16 protein-coding genes and 1 tRNA gene are annotated in these 16,870 nt (G+C 61.9%); 6 read left to right on the top strand and 11 right to left on the bottom strand.

What is annotated here, in order from left to right:
* Nucleotides 1–48: 48 nt before the first annotated feature.
* From C5L12_RS21800 to C5L12_RS21785, 4 genes are read right to left on the bottom strand one after another with little or no spacing between them, the layout of a single operon-like run.
* Nucleotides 49–1,206 carry an ABC transporter permease gene (locus tag C5L12_RS21800; RefSeq protein ID WP_105374169.1) on the bottom strand — a complete coding sequence of 386 codons (1,158 nt, stop codon included), beginning with the start codon at nt 1,204–1,206 and terminating at the stop codon, nt 49–51.
* Complete coding sequence (locus C5L12_RS21795; RefSeq protein ID WP_105374168.1) at nt 1,203–2,144, bottom strand: ABC transporter ATP-binding protein; 942 nt, start codon at nt 2,142–2,144, stop codon at nt 1,203–1,205. Before C5L12_RS21795 ends, C5L12_RS21800 begins: the two co-directional genes overlap by 4 nt.
* Entirely contained in the window at nt 2,141–3,106 is a 966-nt protein-coding gene (locus C5L12_RS21790; RefSeq protein ID WP_105374167.1) for an HlyD family secretion protein, read from the bottom strand. The genes C5L12_RS21795 and C5L12_RS21790 overlap by 4 nt, the downstream gene beginning before the upstream one ends.
* A complete protein-coding gene (locus tag C5L12_RS21785; RefSeq protein ID WP_105374241.1) occupies nt 3,103–3,738 on the bottom strand; it encodes a TetR/AcrR family transcriptional regulator in 636 nt (211 codons plus the stop codon). The genes C5L12_RS21790 and C5L12_RS21785 overlap by 4 nt, the downstream gene beginning before the upstream one ends.
* A gap of 153 nt (nt 3,739–3,891) precedes the next feature.
* Between C5L12_RS21785 and C5L12_RS21780 the strand changes: the two genes are divergently transcribed.
* Both C5L12_RS21780 and C5L12_RS21775 read left to right on the top strand, forming a co-directional pair.
* Entirely contained in the window at nt 3,892–5,688 is a 1,797-nt protein-coding gene (locus C5L12_RS21780) for an ABC transporter ATP-binding protein/permease (RefSeq protein WP_105374166.1), read from the top strand.
* Between the two features lies 1 nt (nt 5,689).
* Nucleotides 5,690–6,406, top strand: coding sequence for a DUF1003 domain-containing protein (locus C5L12_RS21775; RefSeq protein WP_105374165.1), 717 nt, complete (start codon nt 5,690–5,692; stop codon nt 6,404–6,406).
* 42 nt (nt 6,407–6,448) lie between these two features.
* Here the strand turns inward: C5L12_RS21775 and C5L12_RS21770 are convergent, their stop codons facing one another.
* Nucleotides 6,449–7,330 (bottom strand): DMT family transporter, encoded by an 882-nt coding sequence (locus C5L12_RS21770; protein ID WP_105374164.1) that lies wholly within the window; start codon nt 7,328–7,330, stop codon nt 6,449–6,451.
* A 36-nt stretch (nt 7,331–7,366) separates the two neighbouring features.
* Entirely contained in the window at nt 7,367–9,439 is a 2,073-nt protein-coding gene (locus C5L12_RS21765) for an ATP-dependent helicase (RefSeq protein WP_105374163.1), read from the bottom strand.
* Nucleotides 9,440–9,636: 197 nt separating this feature from the next.
* Here C5L12_RS21765 and C5L12_RS21760 point away from each other — a divergent pair, with 197 nt between their 5' ends.
* The gene (locus C5L12_RS21760) at nt 9,637–9,810 is read left to right on the top strand and encodes a DUF1328 domain-containing protein (protein ID WP_105374162.1); all 174 of its coding nucleotides are present in this window, start codon (nt 9,637–9,639) and stop codon (nt 9,808–9,810) included.
* Nucleotides 9,811–10,051: 241 nt separating this feature from the next.
* Here C5L12_RS21760 and C5L12_RS21755 read toward each other — a convergent pair whose 3' ends face one another.
* From C5L12_RS21755 to cpdR1, 4 genes are all read right to left on the bottom strand, one after another.
* Nucleotides 10,052–10,870 (bottom strand): class I SAM-dependent methyltransferase, encoded by an 819-nt coding sequence (locus tag C5L12_RS21755; protein ID WP_157949099.1) that lies wholly within the window; start codon nt 10,868–10,870, stop codon nt 10,052–10,054.
* A gap of 10 nt (nt 10,871–10,880) precedes the next feature.
* Nucleotides 10,881–11,765: a metal-dependent hydrolase gene (locus tag C5L12_RS21750; protein WP_105374160.1), complete on the bottom strand. Its 885-nt coding sequence runs from the start codon at nt 11,763–11,765 to the stop codon at nt 10,881–10,883.
* A gap of 285 nt (nt 11,766–12,050) precedes the next feature.
* Nucleotides 12,051–12,125 (bottom strand) — tRNA-Val (locus C5L12_RS21745).
* A 105-nt stretch (nt 12,126–12,230) separates the two neighbouring features.
* Nucleotides 12,231–12,593: a response regulator CpdR1 gene (cpdR1, locus tag C5L12_RS21740; RefSeq protein ID WP_037077221.1), complete on the bottom strand. Its 363-nt coding sequence runs from the start codon at nt 12,591–12,593 to the stop codon at nt 12,231–12,233.
* Between the two features lie 180 nt (nt 12,594–12,773).
* Between cpdR1 and C5L12_RS21735 the strand changes: the two genes are divergently transcribed.
* Entirely contained in the window at nt 12,774–13,661 is an 888-nt protein-coding gene (locus C5L12_RS21735) for an N-formylglutamate amidohydrolase (RefSeq protein WP_105374159.1), read from the top strand.
* Nucleotides 13,662–13,980: 319 nt separating this feature from the next.
* On the top strand, nt 13,981–14,757 hold the full coding sequence (hisN, locus tag C5L12_RS21730; RefSeq protein WP_105374158.1) for a histidinol-phosphatase: 777 nt from the start codon (nt 13,981–13,983) through the stop codon (nt 14,755–14,757).
* A 9-nt stretch (nt 14,758–14,766) separates the two neighbouring features.
* Here hisN and C5L12_RS21725 read toward each other — a convergent pair whose 3' ends face one another.
* On the bottom strand, nt 14,767–15,735 hold the full coding sequence (locus tag C5L12_RS21725; RefSeq protein ID WP_165924236.1) for an alpha/beta fold hydrolase: 969 nt from the start codon (nt 15,733–15,735) through the stop codon (nt 14,767–14,769).
* 453 nt (nt 15,736–16,188) lie between these two features.
* On the opposite strand from C5L12_RS21725, the gene C5L12_RS21720 reads away from it, so the two are divergent.
* The gene (locus C5L12_RS21720; protein ID WP_105374240.1) at nt 16,189–16,674 is read left to right on the top strand and encodes an Hsp20 family protein; all 486 of its coding nucleotides are present in this window, start codon (nt 16,189–16,191) and stop codon (nt 16,672–16,674) included.
* Nucleotides 16,675–16,870 lie beyond the last annotated feature (196 nt).

Below are 16,870 nucleotides of genomic sequence, written 5' to 3'. Positions count from 1 at the left end.
AGGTTATCCTGGTTCGGGCCATATCGGGGAAATACGCAGGAAAATCTGTCAGTCGAGCGTCCGGCGGAAGCGGGTGACGGCAATCAGCATGGCGAACGTCATCAGGCCGGCGAGGACGCTCGTATCATAGGCGAGCGTGGCGATATCCGCACCCTTCAGCATGATCGCGCGGACGATGCGGATGTAATGGGTCAGCGGCAGCGCCTCGCCGATCCATTGTGCCCAGCCCGGCATGCCGGCGAAGGGGAACATGAAGCCCGAGAGCAGAATGTTCGGCAGGAAGAACATCATCGCCATCTGAACCGCCTGCAACTGGTTGGTCGCCAGGGTCGAGAAGGTGTAGCCGATCGACAGGTTGGCGACGACGAAGAGCGCCGTCGCGGCGGCCAGTGACGGCAGGTCGCCGAGGATCGGAACCCGGAACACCAGGATGCCCGCCGAAATGATGATGAGGGCCTGGATGAGGCCTATCAGGACGTAGGGCGTGATCTTGCCGAACATGATTTCCAGAGGCCTGATCGGCATGGAGAGCAGGTTTTCCATGGTGCCGCGCTCCATCTCGCGGGTGACGGAGAGGGCGGTGAAGATCAAAAGCGTCATCGTCAGGATCGTGCCGAGCAGGCCGGGGACGATGTTGAGCGTCGACGAACCCGCAGGGTTGTAGCGGCGATGCTGCACGATCGAGAAAGCGGGTTTCGACGGTTCCGAAAACTCGATCTGCCGGTCGTTGGCGAGGGCCGACGCAACGATGCCGGAGAGCGCGCCGAGCGCCGAGCTCGATGCAACCGGATCGGTGGCATCGGCGGCGACGAGAAGGGCGGGCGTCTCGCCGCGCCTTACCGCCCGTTCGAAGCCTTCCGGAATCTCGACCACGAACAGCGCCCGGCCCGATTCCAGCAGCGAATCCATGTCCTCGGTGCGGGTGATGACGGACTGGACCTCGAAGAAATCGGTGTTCTTCAATGCGGCGAGGATCGAGCGGCCGATATCGCTGTTCTCGCGCATCAGAACGGCGGTCGGCAGATCGTGCGGGGTTGTGTTGATCGCGAAACCGAACAGGAAGAGCTGCATGACCGGGATCATGATCATGGTGGCGAGCGTCACGCGGTCGCGGGTCATCTGGATGAATTCCTTGACGGTCATCGCCCAGAAGCGCTTGAAGAAACCTCCATTGCCGTTGAGTTCCGGGTCATGGGGCGCGGTCATCGGAAATTGTCCTCCGAGCGGCCCATCAGGTCGATGAAGGCATCCTCCAGCGTCGGCTCGCCCTTTTCCCATTTGAAGCCCGGGCGCTGGCGATAGGGGGCGATCGCCTGTTCAAGCGCCGATTCGTCATGTCCCGCCACATGCAGGCTCAGTCCGAACGGGGCGATCATGTCGATGCCCGGCTGCTGCAGGAGTTCGGCCTGGAGGTGGTGGACATCGGGGCCGGAGACGGTCCACGTGACGAGACCGGTGCCTTCGATGACTTCATCGACAGTCCCCTGGACCAACAGCTTGCCGTAGGCGATATAGGCAATCTCGTGGCAGCGCTCCGCTTCGTCCATGTAGTGGGTGGAAACCAGAACCGAGAGGCCATCGGCGGCGAGCGCATGGATCTCGTTCCAGAAGTCGCGGCGCGCCTGCGGGTCGACACCTGCGGTCGGTTCGTCGAGGAGGAGAAGTGCAGGCTCGGGCAGGATGCAGGCGCCGAGCGCCAAGCGCTGCTTCCAGCCGCCGGAGAGTTCGCCCGCGAGCTGCTTTTCGCGACCCTTCAGACCGAGCCGCTCGATCGCTGCCTTCGCCTTGCCGCGGGCATCGGGAAGTCCGTAAACGCGGGCGACGAATTCCAGGTTCTCGCGGATGGACAGATCCTGATAGAGCGAGAATTTCTGCGTCATGTACCCGACGCGGCGACGGATGCGGTCGCTCTCGGTCAGGATGTCGAAGCCAAGGCAGGTGCCGTTGCCGCTGTCGGGGGTCAACAGGCCGCAGAGCATGCGGATGGTGGTCGTCTTGCCGGAACCGTTGGGGCCCAGGAAACCGTGGATGCGGCCCTTCCTCACCGACATGGAGACATCGTCGACCACCTTGCGGCCGCCGAAGCTCTTGGTCAGATGATGCACGTCGATGACGGTTTCGGGGGACTCGGCGGTTGCGGTCATGGCCGGGCTCCTGCGGCAACATCGACCGGCTGGCCGGGACGCAGCGTTGCAGGATCGGCGGGAATTGCCTCGATGCGATAGACGAGTTTTGCTCGTTCCTCGAGGCTGTAGATCTCCGGCGGCGTGTATTCGGCAGTTTTCGCGATAAAGCTGATCCTCGCATCCGACGGCCGGCAGGCGTCGCAGGTGACACGGACCGGCTGGCCGAGGGACAGCGCTGCAATTTCGGTCTCAGGCACGAAGAAGCGGATGCGGACGTTTTCGGGCGGGAGGAGTGCCACGATCGGTCGCCCGACCGGTACGACCTCGCCGAGGCGATAATAGAGGGTTTCGATGCTGCCGGCGGCGGGCGCGGCGACGGCGCGGCGGGCAAGCGCTGCTTGCGCCGAGGCGAGTTCGGCCTTGGCCGCAGCCATGGATTCCTTTGCCTGGCGGAGCGTCTGTTCGCGCGCCGGCAGATGGGCGAGCGTGATCTGGCTGCGCACATTGTCGAGCGCGGCACGGTTGGCGGCTTCGGTCGCGATCGCCGCGTCGAGGCTCGCCTGTGTGGCGGTGCCGCGCTCGGCGAGAACGCGGGTCCGGTCGAGATCCTGTTTGGCGAGTTCCAGTCTGGCATTCGCCTCGCGCTCGGATGCGCGCAGCACGTCAATCTCTTCCGGCCGCTTCTGGGCCGCTTCGGCAAGTTCGAGCTCGGCCTGTGCGCGTGCAAGCGCTGCACGGGCCGCGGCGACGGCCGCCTCTTCGCTCGATGTCTCCAGCTTGAAGAGCGGGTTGCCTGCAGCGACGGTGCCGCCTTCCTGCACGTCGACCCTTTCCAGGCGGCCCGTGCCTTCCGCGCCGATGAAGAGCGTATCAGCCTCAACCCAGCCCTGATACGGACGCGGGCTCTTCTCTGCAAAAAGGAAGGGCAGGGCGGCAAGCGCGATACCGGCCAAGAGTGCGATGACGAATATCCGCTTCATTGCGTGCCTCCTTCCGAGAGGTCCTCAGCCGGCACGAAGAGCGTGTCGAGAAACGTGTCGAAGAGCTTTTGTGTGTCGAGGTGTTCGTAGGGTTCGAAAAGCGTCGTCCAGATGATCGAGAGCAGGGGCGGGGCCATGACGAGCTGCGGCGTCTCGACGATCTTCGGGTTGCGCAGCTCACCGCGGGCGGCCGCGCGGCCGAGCAGGATGCGCAGCACGCCGAGCCCCCTGGAGATGATTTCCCGGTGATAAAATTCCGCGACGGCTGGAAACATCGGTCCCTCCGCCAGGATCAGCCGCAGCAGATGCCGGCGATCGGTCTCCAGCACCTCCCGCCTGAAGAGAGCGTAGAACATCGAGACCGCGAAGCGCGGCGTAATGCTTTCGTTCGCGACGAATTCGCCCATCTGGCCGAGGATGGGCGAGGCGACACCGGACACCAGTTCGGTAAACAGCGCGTCCTTGTCCGGAAAATGCAGGTAGACGGTGCCCTTGGCGATGCCGGCGCGGGCTGCGACATCCTCCATCCGGGTGGCGGCAAAGCCCCGCTCGGCAAAACAGGCAAAGGCGGACGCAAGGATTTCGGCCCGGCGCTGCTGCGGATCCCGCTTCTCTCTTCGTTTCTCGGCCATCGCGATTCCAAATATGACTGACTGGTCGGTCATTATCACCTATTGGAGGATTTTGCAAACAAAAGTCATTAGGGTGGTGGTAGGGGTAGGTGCAGTATAATGAAGCGGACGGAGGGTTCTGAGTGAAAGGCGTTCGAGGGCGAGATACGGAGAATGGCTGAAATTCCGGAGGCAAGGCCTCAGACCTATGAGTTGCCGCTGAGCGGACAGCTTCGAATGATGATTGGCGCCTTTTGGGCAGCGCCGGTCCGCAATCGGGTGCTTGTCCTGACGGCGGCGCTTTTGATCGTCATCTTCTCCACGACCTATGCCCAATACCGCCTCAACGTATGGAACGGGCCTTTTTACGATTCGCTCGAACGGCGCGACATGCCGGAATTTCTGAACCAGCTCGTCGTGTTCGCGGTACTCGCCTTCACATTGACGCTTCTCAACGTCATCCAGGCATGGCTCAACCAGATCACGGCGATGCGGATGCGGGAAGGGTTGGCGCGAGATCTGGCGAATGTCTGGCTCGTGCCGGGGCGGGCGCTGAAGCTCACGAGCGCCGGCGCGATCGCCGCCAATCCCGACCAGCGGCTGCACGAGGATACCCGAATCCTGGCGGAGAACACCACGAACCTGGCGATCGGGCTCGTCAATTCCACGATTCTTCTGGCAAGCTTCATCGGCGTGCTCTGGGCCATCTCGTCCGACTTCGTTTTCCATTTCGGCGACAGAAGCATCTCGATCCCGGGCTATATGGTCTGGGCAACGGTCCTCTATGCGGTGATCGGCTCGATGCTCAGCAATATCGTGGGACAACGGCTGCCGCGGCTCAACGCGGACCGTTACGCCCGCGAGGCGGACCTGCGCGCGGTGCTGATGCGCACCAACGAGAACATGAAGCCGATCACGCTTGCCCGCGGCGAAACGAGCGAGCTGCGCCGGGTCCACCTGGCGATCGACAACGTGCTCGAAATGCTTCGCCAAGTCGCCTGGGCGCTTACCAACCTGACCTGGGTTTCCGCAGGCTTCGGCTGGCTGGCGCTGGTCGCTCCGATCATCATCGCCTCGCCGATGTATTTCTCCGGCGGGCTTTCCTTCGGCGGCTTGATGATGGCCGTCGGCGCGTTCAACCAGGTCAATCTGGCGCTCAGGTGGTATGTCAACAATTTCGGGGTCATCGCCGATTGGAAAGCCACGCTGGCACGCGTCTCCTCCTTCCGCAACGCGTTGCTTGCGATGGACACGCCGGCTGTGGAAGGTGAACTGCTCACCTATCGCGAACAATCCGATGCGCAGGGCATCCGCCTGTGCGGCGTAATGGTCTATGGCGACCCCGACCGCGGCGAGGCGGGGCACGGCATCCGTCTCAGGGAAGGCGAATGCGTGATCAGGCCGAGCGGGCGGGTGATGATCAACGGCGATCCGGGCGCCGACCGGCATCTCTTCTTCCAGGCGCTCGCCGGCATCTGGCCGTGGGGGCGGGGCGAGATCGGCCTGCCGCCCAGGGATGGCATGGTCTTCCTGCCTCAGGAAGGCTACCTGCCGACAGCGACCCTCAAAGAGGCGATGACCTATCCCACCGGCCTGCCGGATGGCAGCGACAAAGCGCTGGCCGAGGCGCTGGAAAAAGTCGGGCTGCACCGGCTCGTGGATCGCCTGAACGATGTGGAGCGATGGGACAGGGTTCTCGACAAGGATGAGGAGGCGCTTCTTTCGATTGCCAATGCCGTGCTGCGCAAACCCGAATGGGTGATCATGGACGACGTGCTGGAAGGCCTGGAGCCGGAAACGCGGGAGCGTATGCTCGACGTGCTTGCCGGCCTCGACACTTCGACCCTGGTCTATATCGGCCGCGCCGAGGACTATCTTGAAAAGTTCTCGCCGACGATTTTCCATCTGTCGCCATTGCAGCAAAACGGCAAGGGTTCCCAGAAGGCAGCTGAAGCCAAGGAAGAGGCATGACATGAGCCGCCATCCGGGAACCAACAGGACGGCGCAGTGTGTTGTCTGCGGCCGAGCCTTTCCGTTGCCGAAGCTTCGCAAGATCGGTCAGCTCAGGCCGGGCCTGCACGAGATGATTGCCGCCGAAGTCGCCGATTGCGGGACCGAAAGCCTGATCTGCGACGAAGATCTCGCCCATTATCGCCGCCGCTATGTGGAAAAGCTGCTCGCGGAGGAGCGCGGAGAGCTTTCCGAACTCGACAGACAGGTGCTCGACAGTTTCGAGAAGGGTGTTTCCACAGTGCAGAGCAGCGCTGCCAATGTGCTGGAGCGCAAACCCACATTGGGAGAGCGGACAGCCGACCGGGTTGCTTCGTTCGGCGGCTCCTGGACCTTCATCCTGTTCTTCATGGGCGTGCTTTTTTCCTGGATGGCGCTCAACGTCTCCGGCCTTTTTGCCGAGCCTTTCGATCCATATCCCTTCATCCTGCTGAACCTTGTCCTGTCCTGTCTTGCAGCCCTGCAGGCGCCTGTCATCATGATGAGCCAGCGGCGGCAGGAGGAGAAGGACAGGCGGCGCGCCGAAAACGACTATATGATCAACCTGCGCGCCGAACTCGAAATCCGCCAGCTGCACGAAAAGATCGACCATCAGATGGCCCATCAGTGGGAGAGGCTGGCCGAATTGCAGCAGATCCAGATCGACCTTCTGGAGCGGGGCGATACCCAGAGGGGGTAGCTCTTTTGATGATGCCGGCCCGCGGAAGGCGGCGCAAAATCATCAGGTCGGCGTGCACTGGATGCGGTTGGCGTTCGGCCTGCGCAGGTTGAAAAGGTTACCGGCAAGAATCAAGGCAGCGCCCAGCGCCGTCAGGCCATCGACAGCCTCGGCATAGAGCAGATATCCGAGCAGCGCCGACAGCGGAACCCGCAGATAGTCCATCGGCATGACCGTCATCGCGTCGCCGTGGGAGAGAGCCTTGGCCATGCAATAGTGGGCAAATGTGCCTGAAAACGCGATGACGAGGATCCACGGCCACATTTCTGCGGATGGCCAGACCCAGACCCGGAGCGCCGGTACGAGCCCGACCACCGACTGGATTATGAGCATCCAGAAGATGATCTTCGTCGCACTGTCCGTGCGCGTCAGGAGCTTGGTCATGATGAAGGATATGGCGAAGACGAAGGCGGCTCCAAGTACGACCAGGTGACCGGGGTTGAGTGGGGCTGCTCCCGGCCGGACGATCAGCACGACGCCCACGACGCCGAACAGGATCGCCACGCCCTTGCGCCATGTCAACCGCTCGCCGAGAAAGGCCGCGGCCATCAGGGCTGCCCAGATCGGCGCAGTGAACTCGATGGCGATGACCTGCGCCATCGGAATCAGGGTGAGGCCCATCAGCCACGCGAACTGGCCGATATAGTGGGCGACGTTGCGGCCGATATGGCTCGGCAGGATCGACGTGCGCATCGCCCGTATGCCGCCTTCGCGAAAGACGAACGGCAGCAGCATGAAAAACGCGATCACGGAACGCATCTCCATGACCTGGAAGACATCGAGTTCACGCGTTATCGCACGCCCCGAGACGGCCATCAGCAGAAGCAGGGCGATCGAAGCCATCATCCAGGCCGCAGCCTTCATGTTCGACGGACTATTGTTCACTGATGTCTCCTCTGGACGCAGGACGGAGGCGAAAGCCTAGCGCCACATGCCCCGCATGCGGGCAGTCACGTCGATACGCACCTGATGGCGGGCCTGGCGTTCGGCGTCGGACATGGGTGCGACGACCGGCCAGGCGGCGGTTTCGAAGAATTGCAGCAGCGTTGCCGGGATGAAGCGGGTGCGAGCGGCGTAGACATGCTTGTCGCCCTGCGACGCCTGGCCGTGCACAAAGAAGCGCTGCGGGGTGATGAGGTGCAGGTGGTCCTTCGCCCGGGTCATCGCGACATAGAGCAGGCGGCGTTCCTCCTCGATCTCGGCGGTCGAGCCGACGCCGAGATCGGACGGGATGCAGCCGTCGACGCAGTTCAGAAGGAACACCGACCGCCATTCCTGGCCCTTGGCGGAATGGATAGTGGAGAGGATCAGGTAATCCTCGTCAAGCAGCGGCGTCCCAGCCTCGGCGCTCGTGGCATCGGGCGGATCGAGCGTCAGTTCGGTGAGGAAACGTTCGCGGGAATTATAGCCGGACGCAATCTGTTCGAGCTGCAGGAGGTCGGCTTTCCGCGTCTCGGCATCTTCGTGGATACGGGCGAGATGAGGCTCGTACCATTGGCGGGCAAGGCCGATCTCGGCAGGCCAGCCGGCGCCGCTTTTGCGCAGTGCCGCCAGCATGTCGACGAAGGCCGGCCAGTCCTCGCCGGAACGCGGCGGGGTGGGGATTTCCTGCAATGCGGCGAGCGGTTCGGGATCGGCAGCGATGGCGTCGAGGATTTTTCCTGCCGTCTGCGGGCCGATGCCGGGGATGAGCTGCATCAGCCGGAAGCCGGCGACCCGGTCGCGCGGGTTCTGGGCAAAGCGCAGCGCAGCCAGCATGTCCTTCACATGTGCGCTGTCCAGAAACTTCAGGCCGCCGAACTTCACGAAAGGGATGTTGCGGCGGGTGAGCTCCACTTCCAGCGGACCGGAATGGTGCGAGGCGCGGAAAAGCACGGCCTGCTGTTTGAGCGTCATCCCGGTTTCGCGGTTTTCGAGGATCTTTTCGACGATGTAGTTCGCCTGCTCGGTCTCGTCCTTGACGGCGACCAAGCGCGGGCGCTCCGCGGACTGTCGGTCGGTCCAGAGGTTCTTGGTAAACCGCTCGCGGGCGAGGTCGATGACGCCGTTGGCGGCGGCGAGGATCGTATTCGTGGACCGGTAGTTACGGTCGAGGGTTACGATATTGGCCGGCGGATCGAAGGAGGCCGGGAAATCGAGGATGTTGCGGATCGTCGCGGAGCGGAAGGAGTAGATCGACTGGGCATCGTCACCGACGACCGTCAAACCTCGCCCGCCGGGCTTCATCGCCATGAGGACCGAGGACTGCAGGCGGTTGGTGTCCTGGTATTCGTCGACCAGAACGTGGTCGAAGCGGCTGCCGATATCCTCGGCGATTGCAGCCTCGCTGATCATCTGCGCCCAGTAGAGCAGGAGATCGTCGTAATCGAGGACGTTCTGGGCCTGCTTGGCCTCCACATAGGTCGCGAACAGTTCGCGGAGCTGCTTTTCCCAGGCGGAGCACCAGGGGAAGTGAAGCTTCAGCACCTCGTCCAGCGGCGTTTCGGAATTGACGGCGCGGGAATAGATGGCGAGGCAGGTGCCTTTCGTCGGAAAGCGGTTTTCGGTCTTCGAGAAGCCGAGCTCGTGGCGGACAAGGTTCATCAGGTCGGCGGAGTCTTCCCGGTCGTGGATGGTGAAATCCGGATCCAGGCCTATCTCACCCGCATGCAGGCGAAGCAGCCGGGCACCGATGCCGTGGAAGGTGCCTGCCCAGGCGAGAGCATCGGTCATGATCCCCGACTTGGCGCCCAGCACCTGCGAGCAGATACGCTCGACGCGCCGGGCCATTTCAGAGGCCGCGCGGCGGGAAAAGGTCATCAGGAGGATGCGGCGCGGGTCGGCGCCGGAGACGATCAGGTGCGCGACGCGATGGGCAAGCGTATTGGTCTTGCCAGAGCCCGCGCCGGCAATCACCAGAAGCGGGCCCGCTGGTCCGCCATTCGGCACGTCCGAGCCATGCTCCACCGCCCGGCGCTGCGCATCGTTGAGTTTTTCCAGATAGGCGACCGACATTCCGTTCCTGATTGGGCCGTTCCTGATTGAGCCCGTTCCCGATGTGTTCGAATTAGCTCTAGCTGATTCGCTTGGCTTCGCCTTCCTTTCCGTCTTCCTGCCTCCCGCTTTTCAGGCAACTGCAGAGGTTTACGCCGGATTGGAACCTTGGAACCTTTTTTCACGTTATCCGCCCATCAACGCGAAGGAATAACTCCATGCTGAAGTGGGCACTTATTTTTCTGGTCATCTCGCTGATCACGGGCTTTCTCGGCTTTTCCGGCATTTCGGCCGCAACCGCGAGCATCGCCAAGATCCTGTTCTTCATCGCGCTCGTCATCTTCCTGGTCTTCCTCGTGCTGGCGCTGATGGCCGGCGCCGCATTGACCTAGGCCTTCCGACGCGACATCCCGATCCCTCGGCGGACGCGGGGAGGTGCCCATCGCGGCCCTCTCCGCGTTTCGTATCTGTGGACGCCGGAAAAGAAAAAGCCCCGCCGAGATACGGGCAGGGCAGTTGGGGAAAATCCGCGCCAGCTGACGCGGATGAACTGACATTTCGCATATCCAGCGGCGATCGGCGAGGCTGGTTCCGGGTGATTCGGTACGGTTGCCCGCAACAATTTGCAGCCGGTCACGCCGTCTTGCGGTAGCGGCGGGCCACGTAGACAACGCCGCCTCCGGAAAGTCCCTTATAGAGGATCGAGCCTTGCGCTCCTGAAAATTCGGTCATGAAGCGCCGCATCAGCCGGGCACGGCCGATGCGTTCGCGTTTTCTCGCTTCCGCCGCGTCAAGCGCCGCAACGACGCCTACGGAAAGGCTGCGCTCCGCCACCAGCTCAAGCCCCGGTACGGAGAGCTGACGGTCGAGTTCGGAAAGTTTGCCCTTTGGCCGCATGTCGGCAAAGGTGAACCAGCCGCCCGGCGCAAGCACGCGGGCCGCTTCGCTGGCAAAGGCGGGGACGTTTGCGTAGCAATGGGAGGATTCGATGTTGACGACCACGTCAAACGAGCCGTCGGCAAAAGGCAGTCGCTCCGCATCGCCGACTTCAAAGGAAAGCGAAGCCGTGTCGGCGTTCAGCCGCCGCGCAAGGCGCACCGTCTCCGGCGAGTAGTCGAGGCCGACGACGCTCGCCGGCGCATGGTAGCGCGCGATATAACGCGATCCGCCGCCACGCCCCGAACCGATTTCGAGAACCCGCGCGCCTGCCAGCGGCAATCCTTCGACCGCCTGATGATAGAGGCCGATAAAGGCCCGTTCGGGCTCGTCTTCCGCTTTCAGCGGAAAGGCGGCGCCTTCGGGCATGAAGCCGTAGTTCATGAAACGCCAGTCGTCGTCCCGCCAGAACCGGGACAAGATGTTGTAAACGCCGCGCCATGCCCATTTCTGGGTTCGCGGAAAGGCGCCGCGCTCGACCGCGTTCAGGACATTGGAGAACATGTTTCTTGCCATGGTCTCGGTCCTACTGAGCCGGCGCGGCAGCGGCTGCCGGCGGCATATCCTGATAAAGCCAGGCCCGCCCCTTGCGCACCAGTTCGGCATCGTCGCTGTTCTTCGGATCGAAACCCGGCAGGTAATATTTCAACACCAGGGGCATGCAGCGCCGCCAGAAGCCGGGGGCGAAGAACACGACCCAGATGAAGCGCAGCCAGAAGCGGATGCCGGTCTTGACGCCGTCGGTGCGGGCATAAAGCCGCGTATTTCGCAGAAAGATCAGCAGGAATGGAATGACCGTGGCATTCATCGCCGAGACCCGCAGCAGGTAGCGTTTCCAGCCGGGCAGATCTGGCGTCACCGCCTTCAAGACATCGAGCGCCACCGCCTTGTGCTCGAGCTCCTCCAGAGCATGCCACATCCACAGGCGACGGTAGGCTGGCGCTGCCGTTTCCAGAAGGTCCGGGCGGCGCAGGGTCACCGTCGACAAGGTTGCGGTCAGGTGTTCGATGGCGCAGGTAACGGCCAGCCGGTGCAGCGGGTTCTTGGCGACCCCGAGCGCAAAACGGACCGGCTTTTCCATTTCCTCGACGTCATAGCCGAGCGACGCCATGGCCTTGTTATAGTCTTCGTGTTCGCGGGTATGGAAAGCTTCCTGCACCGCATAGCCGTTGATTTCCGCCGCCAGCTCCCGATCCGTGAGCTTCGACGCGTAGTGCTTCAGGGAGCGGATGAAATAGCGCTCGCCTTCCGGCAGGAAGATGGAAAGACCGTCCGCCATCACCGTCTTGATGATGTCGCCGTCATACCAGTGCCGCGTGGCGTTTTCCAAAATTCCGAAGCGGATGTCGCGTGGGATGATGTCTGCTTCGTCTCCCGCCGCATGCTCACTAAAGCTGCTCGATCCTGCCATTATCCACCTGTTTGTTCGAAACCGGACGCCGGTGCACCGCGACCCGCCGGACTGCAACCACTGTCCCCCGCGTTATTGCAGATCGGCAAGCGGCAGGGCAAGATCATCGTTGTCCGTTGCCGACCCAATACCGAAATTGCGTCGGGATTGCGCCGGCCGAAAGGCCAAGACGCAAAAGCGCCGCCCAAGCAGCGGGTTCGGCCAGCCGGATCAAAGTCGTGAGAAGGTGAAAAAGCGGGTTATGTCGTCAACCGCGCAAACGCCTGAGAAACCAGGAAAGAGGGATGGTGGGCGTGACAAGGATCGAACTTGTGACCCCTACGATGTCAACGTAGTGCTCTCCCGCTGAGCTACACGCCCATCCGTGGCGGCGCATAGACCATAGACTGGTCGGGCCGTCAACTGGTTTTTGTCGCGAAATGCGAAGCTTTTTTGAAGGCCTCGCATTTCCCGGCATTCGACATCTCAGGCGGCGAGAAGCTTGTTCACTTCGTCCACCAGATCGCGCAGGTGGAAGGGCTTCGAGAGCACCTTTGCGTCCTTCGGAGCCTTCGAATCGGAGTTCAATGCAACGGCGGCGAAGCCGGTGATGAACATTACCTTGAGGTCCGGATCGAGTTCCGTCGCGCGGCGGGCAAGTTCTATCCCGTCCATTTCCGGCATGACGATATCGGTCAGGAGAAGCGAGAAGGGCTCCTCGCGCAACCGGTCATAGGCGCTTGCGCCGTTATCGAAGGAAGCGACCTTATAGCCCGCCTTTTCCAGCGCCTTCACCAGGAAGCGGCGCATGTCGTTATCGTCTTCGGCGAGAAGGATTTTCTGAATCATCTCCGGGACCGTCATCCAATGCAATTTTTAAGTTAGGGAACACTCACACTGCCAAGACACGGTAAACATCCGTTTAATGGGGGTGGAAGAGGTTTTCGTGGGGTATAGATAGTATGGACTTCATGCCAGGCAACTGGCAACATGCGGTCTTGAACAAGTTCGTGACATGGTAAAGGCAGGATGGATTGCAGCGAGGGTGATTTTGGACATTTCGAAGTAAGGGAGCCCGCTGCGCAGACAATCCCCTTCGTTTTCAACTCGCCCCATAGCGGCCGCTTCTATCCTCCCTCCTTCCTTGCCGAGACCAATCTCGATTCGCTCGCCATCCGCCGCTCGGCCGATCATTATGTCGACGATCTGTTCGCAGATGCGCCGGAGCTCGGCGCGCCGCTGCTGCTTGCCCATTTCCCGCGCGCCTACCTGGACGTGAACCGCGAGCCCTATGAGCTCGATCCCCGCATGTTCGACGGGCCGTTGCCGCCCTTCGTCAATATCGGTTCCATGCGGGTCGCAGGCGGGCTCGGAACGATCCCGCGTATCGTTGCGGAAAACATGGAAATCTACCGGCATCGCCTGTCGGTGGAAGAGGGTATGAGCCGCATCGAGACGATCTACAAGCCCTATCACGCCTGCCTGAGAAAGCTGATCGCCCGAACCCATGCCCGTTTCGGGCTTGCGATCCTGATCGACTGCCATTCCATGCCGGGCAATATCCGGCTGTCAGGCTCCGACGTCCGGCCGGACTTCATCATCGGCGACCGCTACGGCACCAGCGCCTCTGCCGAGCTTTCCCGCGCGGCGATGCAATTCCTGGACGGCATGGGCTTTTCGGCCGTCCGCAACAAGCCCTATGCCGGCGGCTTCATAACCGAACACTACGGCCGGCCGGTCCGGGGTCTGCATGCGCTGCAGATCGAAATCAACCGGGCGCTCTATGTGGACGAGATGACGCTTGCCAAAAAGCGCGACTTTCCGGCGATCGCTGCCGCGCTTTCCACCTTCATGCGCCAGATGGCAGATTTCGCCGTTGAATTTTCCGGCAGCGGCGGCGCACTCGCCGCCGAATAACACCCCATTATCCACAAGCTTTTGTCTGCCGGTCGATCGCGGGCAAAAAAAACCGCGCTTGTGGGCGCGGCTAAGTCTAGGGAGGAAACACCCAAGGAGGGTATTTACAGTCAAAGACTGTAAGATGAGATTAGTATTGCGCTGCACAATTGTCAAGCAATAACTTTTTGTGCTCAATTTTTCAGCATTTTTGGGCGAAGCGGTGAGATATGCGCCAGTGCCTGCCTGTTTTCCCGCTCTACGCCTCCAAATTCAGCCGGTTTCCAGCTTGCGGCGATTCGATTAGAAGAAGTTTCCATTCCACGAGGGGATTTCTTCGATGCTTCCCGACCGCAATTTTTTCTATACGCTTGCCGATGCCGCCAAGGCTGAAACGCTGCCGCGTTTCCGCACCGGCCTTTCAGTGGTCAACAAGCTGGAAAGCGGGTTCGATCCCGTCACCGAGGGCGACCGCGCCGCCGAGACCGCGATCCGCCTGCTGATCGAGGAAAAGTTTCCCCATCACGGCATCCTCGGCGAGGAGCACGAGAATATCGGTCTCGACCGCGAGCATATCTGGGTCATCGATCCAATCGACGGCACACGCGCCTTCATCTCTGGCCTGCCGGTCTGGGGTACGCTGATCGGCTTCCGCTCGAACGGGCGGGCGACGATGGGGCTCGTCGACCAGCCGTTTACCGGCGAGCGTTATTTCGCCGATGGAACACATTCCTGGTACCGCGGTCCGGACGGCGAGCGGCAGATCGCGACGCGGGATTGCGGCGAGCTCAAGAATGCGATTCTCTTCACCACCTCGCCGCATATCTTCACGGGAGCGGACCTGGCGCTTTACCGCTCCGTCGAGGAAAAGGTGCGGCTCTTCCGCTACGGCTGCGATTGTTATGCCTATGCGCTGCTCGCCTCGGGCAACGTCGATCTCGTCGTGGAAAACAACCTTCAACCTTATGACGTCGGGGCGCTCATCCCGCTGATCGAACAGGCGGGCGGGATCATTACCACCTGGGACGGCGGTCGGCCGGAAAATGGCGGCAATATCGTCGCGGCCGGAAGTCCGGCGGTGCACCGGCAGGCGCTGGAGCTGCTTTCCGGCAAATGACCGGAAAGATCAGGCGGCGCTTTCGGATAGGCCGAAACCGCCGTCCTGGCCGGGCATGAAGGCTTCGATCGCGGCCAGTCCCTGGGCGCGATAGATGTCCTTGTCCTGGAAGAGTTCGTGGCGAGCGCCGTTTATGGTCACGAGCTGGGCGGCGCGGAAATTGCGCGACAGCTCCTCCTGGGCCCGGTAGGGGACGATTCCATCCAGCACCGGAGCGAGGATCAGAGTCGGGATCGTTATCCGGGTCAGATGCGCCTGGTTCGATACGCGGCGCGCGGCCTTGAAGGTTTCGCGAAGCCAGCGGGCGGTAGGCGCCCCGACCGTCAATTCGGGGTGGGCTGCGATGATTTCCGCATTGCGCTGGAAACGCTTGAAGTCCGAGGTCAGCGGATTGCCCTCGAACGGCCGACGGCTCTTGTCCGTTCCAAGCTGGATGCGGCCGAAGCCGGTAAGGCAGGCGAGACCGGCAACAGTCCGGATCACGCCTTCCGGTACGCCCTGGCCGGAGAGCGCGACATAGGGGGCCGCGAGGACCATGCGGTGGATACGGTTCGAAAGCCGCGGTGCCGCAGACAGGGCTATCAGCGATCCCGTCGAATGGCCGACCAGGAAAAATGGCAGGCGGGCATCCGGCAGCACGATGTGCTCCAGGAAGATCTCGAGATCCCGCTCGTAGTCGGAAAAGCGGCGCACATGGCCCTTGCGCGGATTTTTCGTCAGCCGGTCCGATCCGCCTTGGCCGCGCAGATCGAAGGTTGCAACCCACAGCCCCATGGCGTTGAGGTCGCGGATCGTTTCGAAATACTTTTCGATAAATTCGTTGCGGCCCTGCATGATGACCACGGTGCCGATCGCCGGCGAACGCTCCGAACGGAAGAGTCCGTAGCGCAGCCGCGTGCCGCGATGACCGGTGAAATAACCGGCCGTATAATTGGATGGCGCCGGATTGCCGGGGGTGAGGTGGAAAACGTCGTCCATGGAATCTGCCGCTTCGGTCATAGGCATAAGCGACAGCAGCAGCGGCGGCGCGTCAAGGGGAAAAGAGGCGGCGCGCAGCAGACAGAGAGCGTCGCATTCGCTGGCTGCGGGTTACAGTAAAAGAAAGCCGGAACCGCGGTTGGGGAAACCGGACGGCTCCGGCCAGGCAAAGGCCGAAGCGAAGGGACGAATAGGCTTCAGCCAGTAGAGGCAGTCTGCCTTCCAATAATCTTTGTTCTATCAGATGCCGTCTGAACCTAAGCCGAATCAGCTGTTCATATGGGGTTCAGGCGCAAAACCGGTTTCTTCAAAAAAAGGCCTTGAAGCGGGAAAATTCAATTCCCATCTCAGTCCTGCGGGCGCCGATGAGGGTCCGCCGAACGGCTCCGGCATCGCCAGAACGGGATGCTGAAGGCCAACCAGAACCGCAACGTCGCTTCAAGAGAGGACACCATGCGTCACGTCGATTTTTCCCCCCTTTACCGCTCCACCGTCGGTTTCGACCGCCTTTTCAACCTGCTCGACAATCGTAGCGTCGCCGACCAGACCCCCAGCTATCCGCCCTACAACATCGAGCGGACTGGCGAGAATACCTACCGCATCACCATGGCCGTCGCCGGTTTCGACGAAAAGGAACTTTCGCTCGAAGCCCACGCCCATGTGCTGACCGTCAAGGGTGAAAAGAGCGAAGAAGACATTGGCAACGGCCAGAGCGAATACCTCTACCGCGGCATCGCCAAGCGCGCCTTCGAGCGCCGCTTCCAGCTCGCCGACCATGTCGAGGTACAGTCCGCTTCGCTGAAGAACGGCCTGCTTCACATCGATCTTCTCCGGGACATCCCGGACGCCATGAAACCCCGCCGCATCGCGATCGCTGCCGAAGCCGGCGATACCGCAAAGCAGATCGAGGCCCAGGTCGCCCCGCAGCAGATCAACTGATCTTCGGCTCCCAGACCTCTAGCCGAGGACAGCAAGCCCCGCGGCCCTTCCGAAAGGAGGGGCCGTTTTCGTTGTGCGCCCAGCATGGGCGCATTCTTGTGGGTGCAAGTCCCACCGTGAGCTGGTCACAGCAAGCGAAGAGAAGCGCAACTGCGTGAGGGTGACCGAGCGTGGGGAGGAAGCGTGGATCGAAACT

The sequence above is a fragment of the Neorhizobium huautlense genome, assembly GCF_002968575.1.
Taxonomy (GTDB): Bacteria; Pseudomonadota; Alphaproteobacteria; order Rhizobiales; family Rhizobiaceae; genus Neorhizobium; species Neorhizobium huautlense.
Note: the sequence above shows the minus strand (reverse complement) of the source record. Positions and strands in the feature narration are given on the sequence as shown.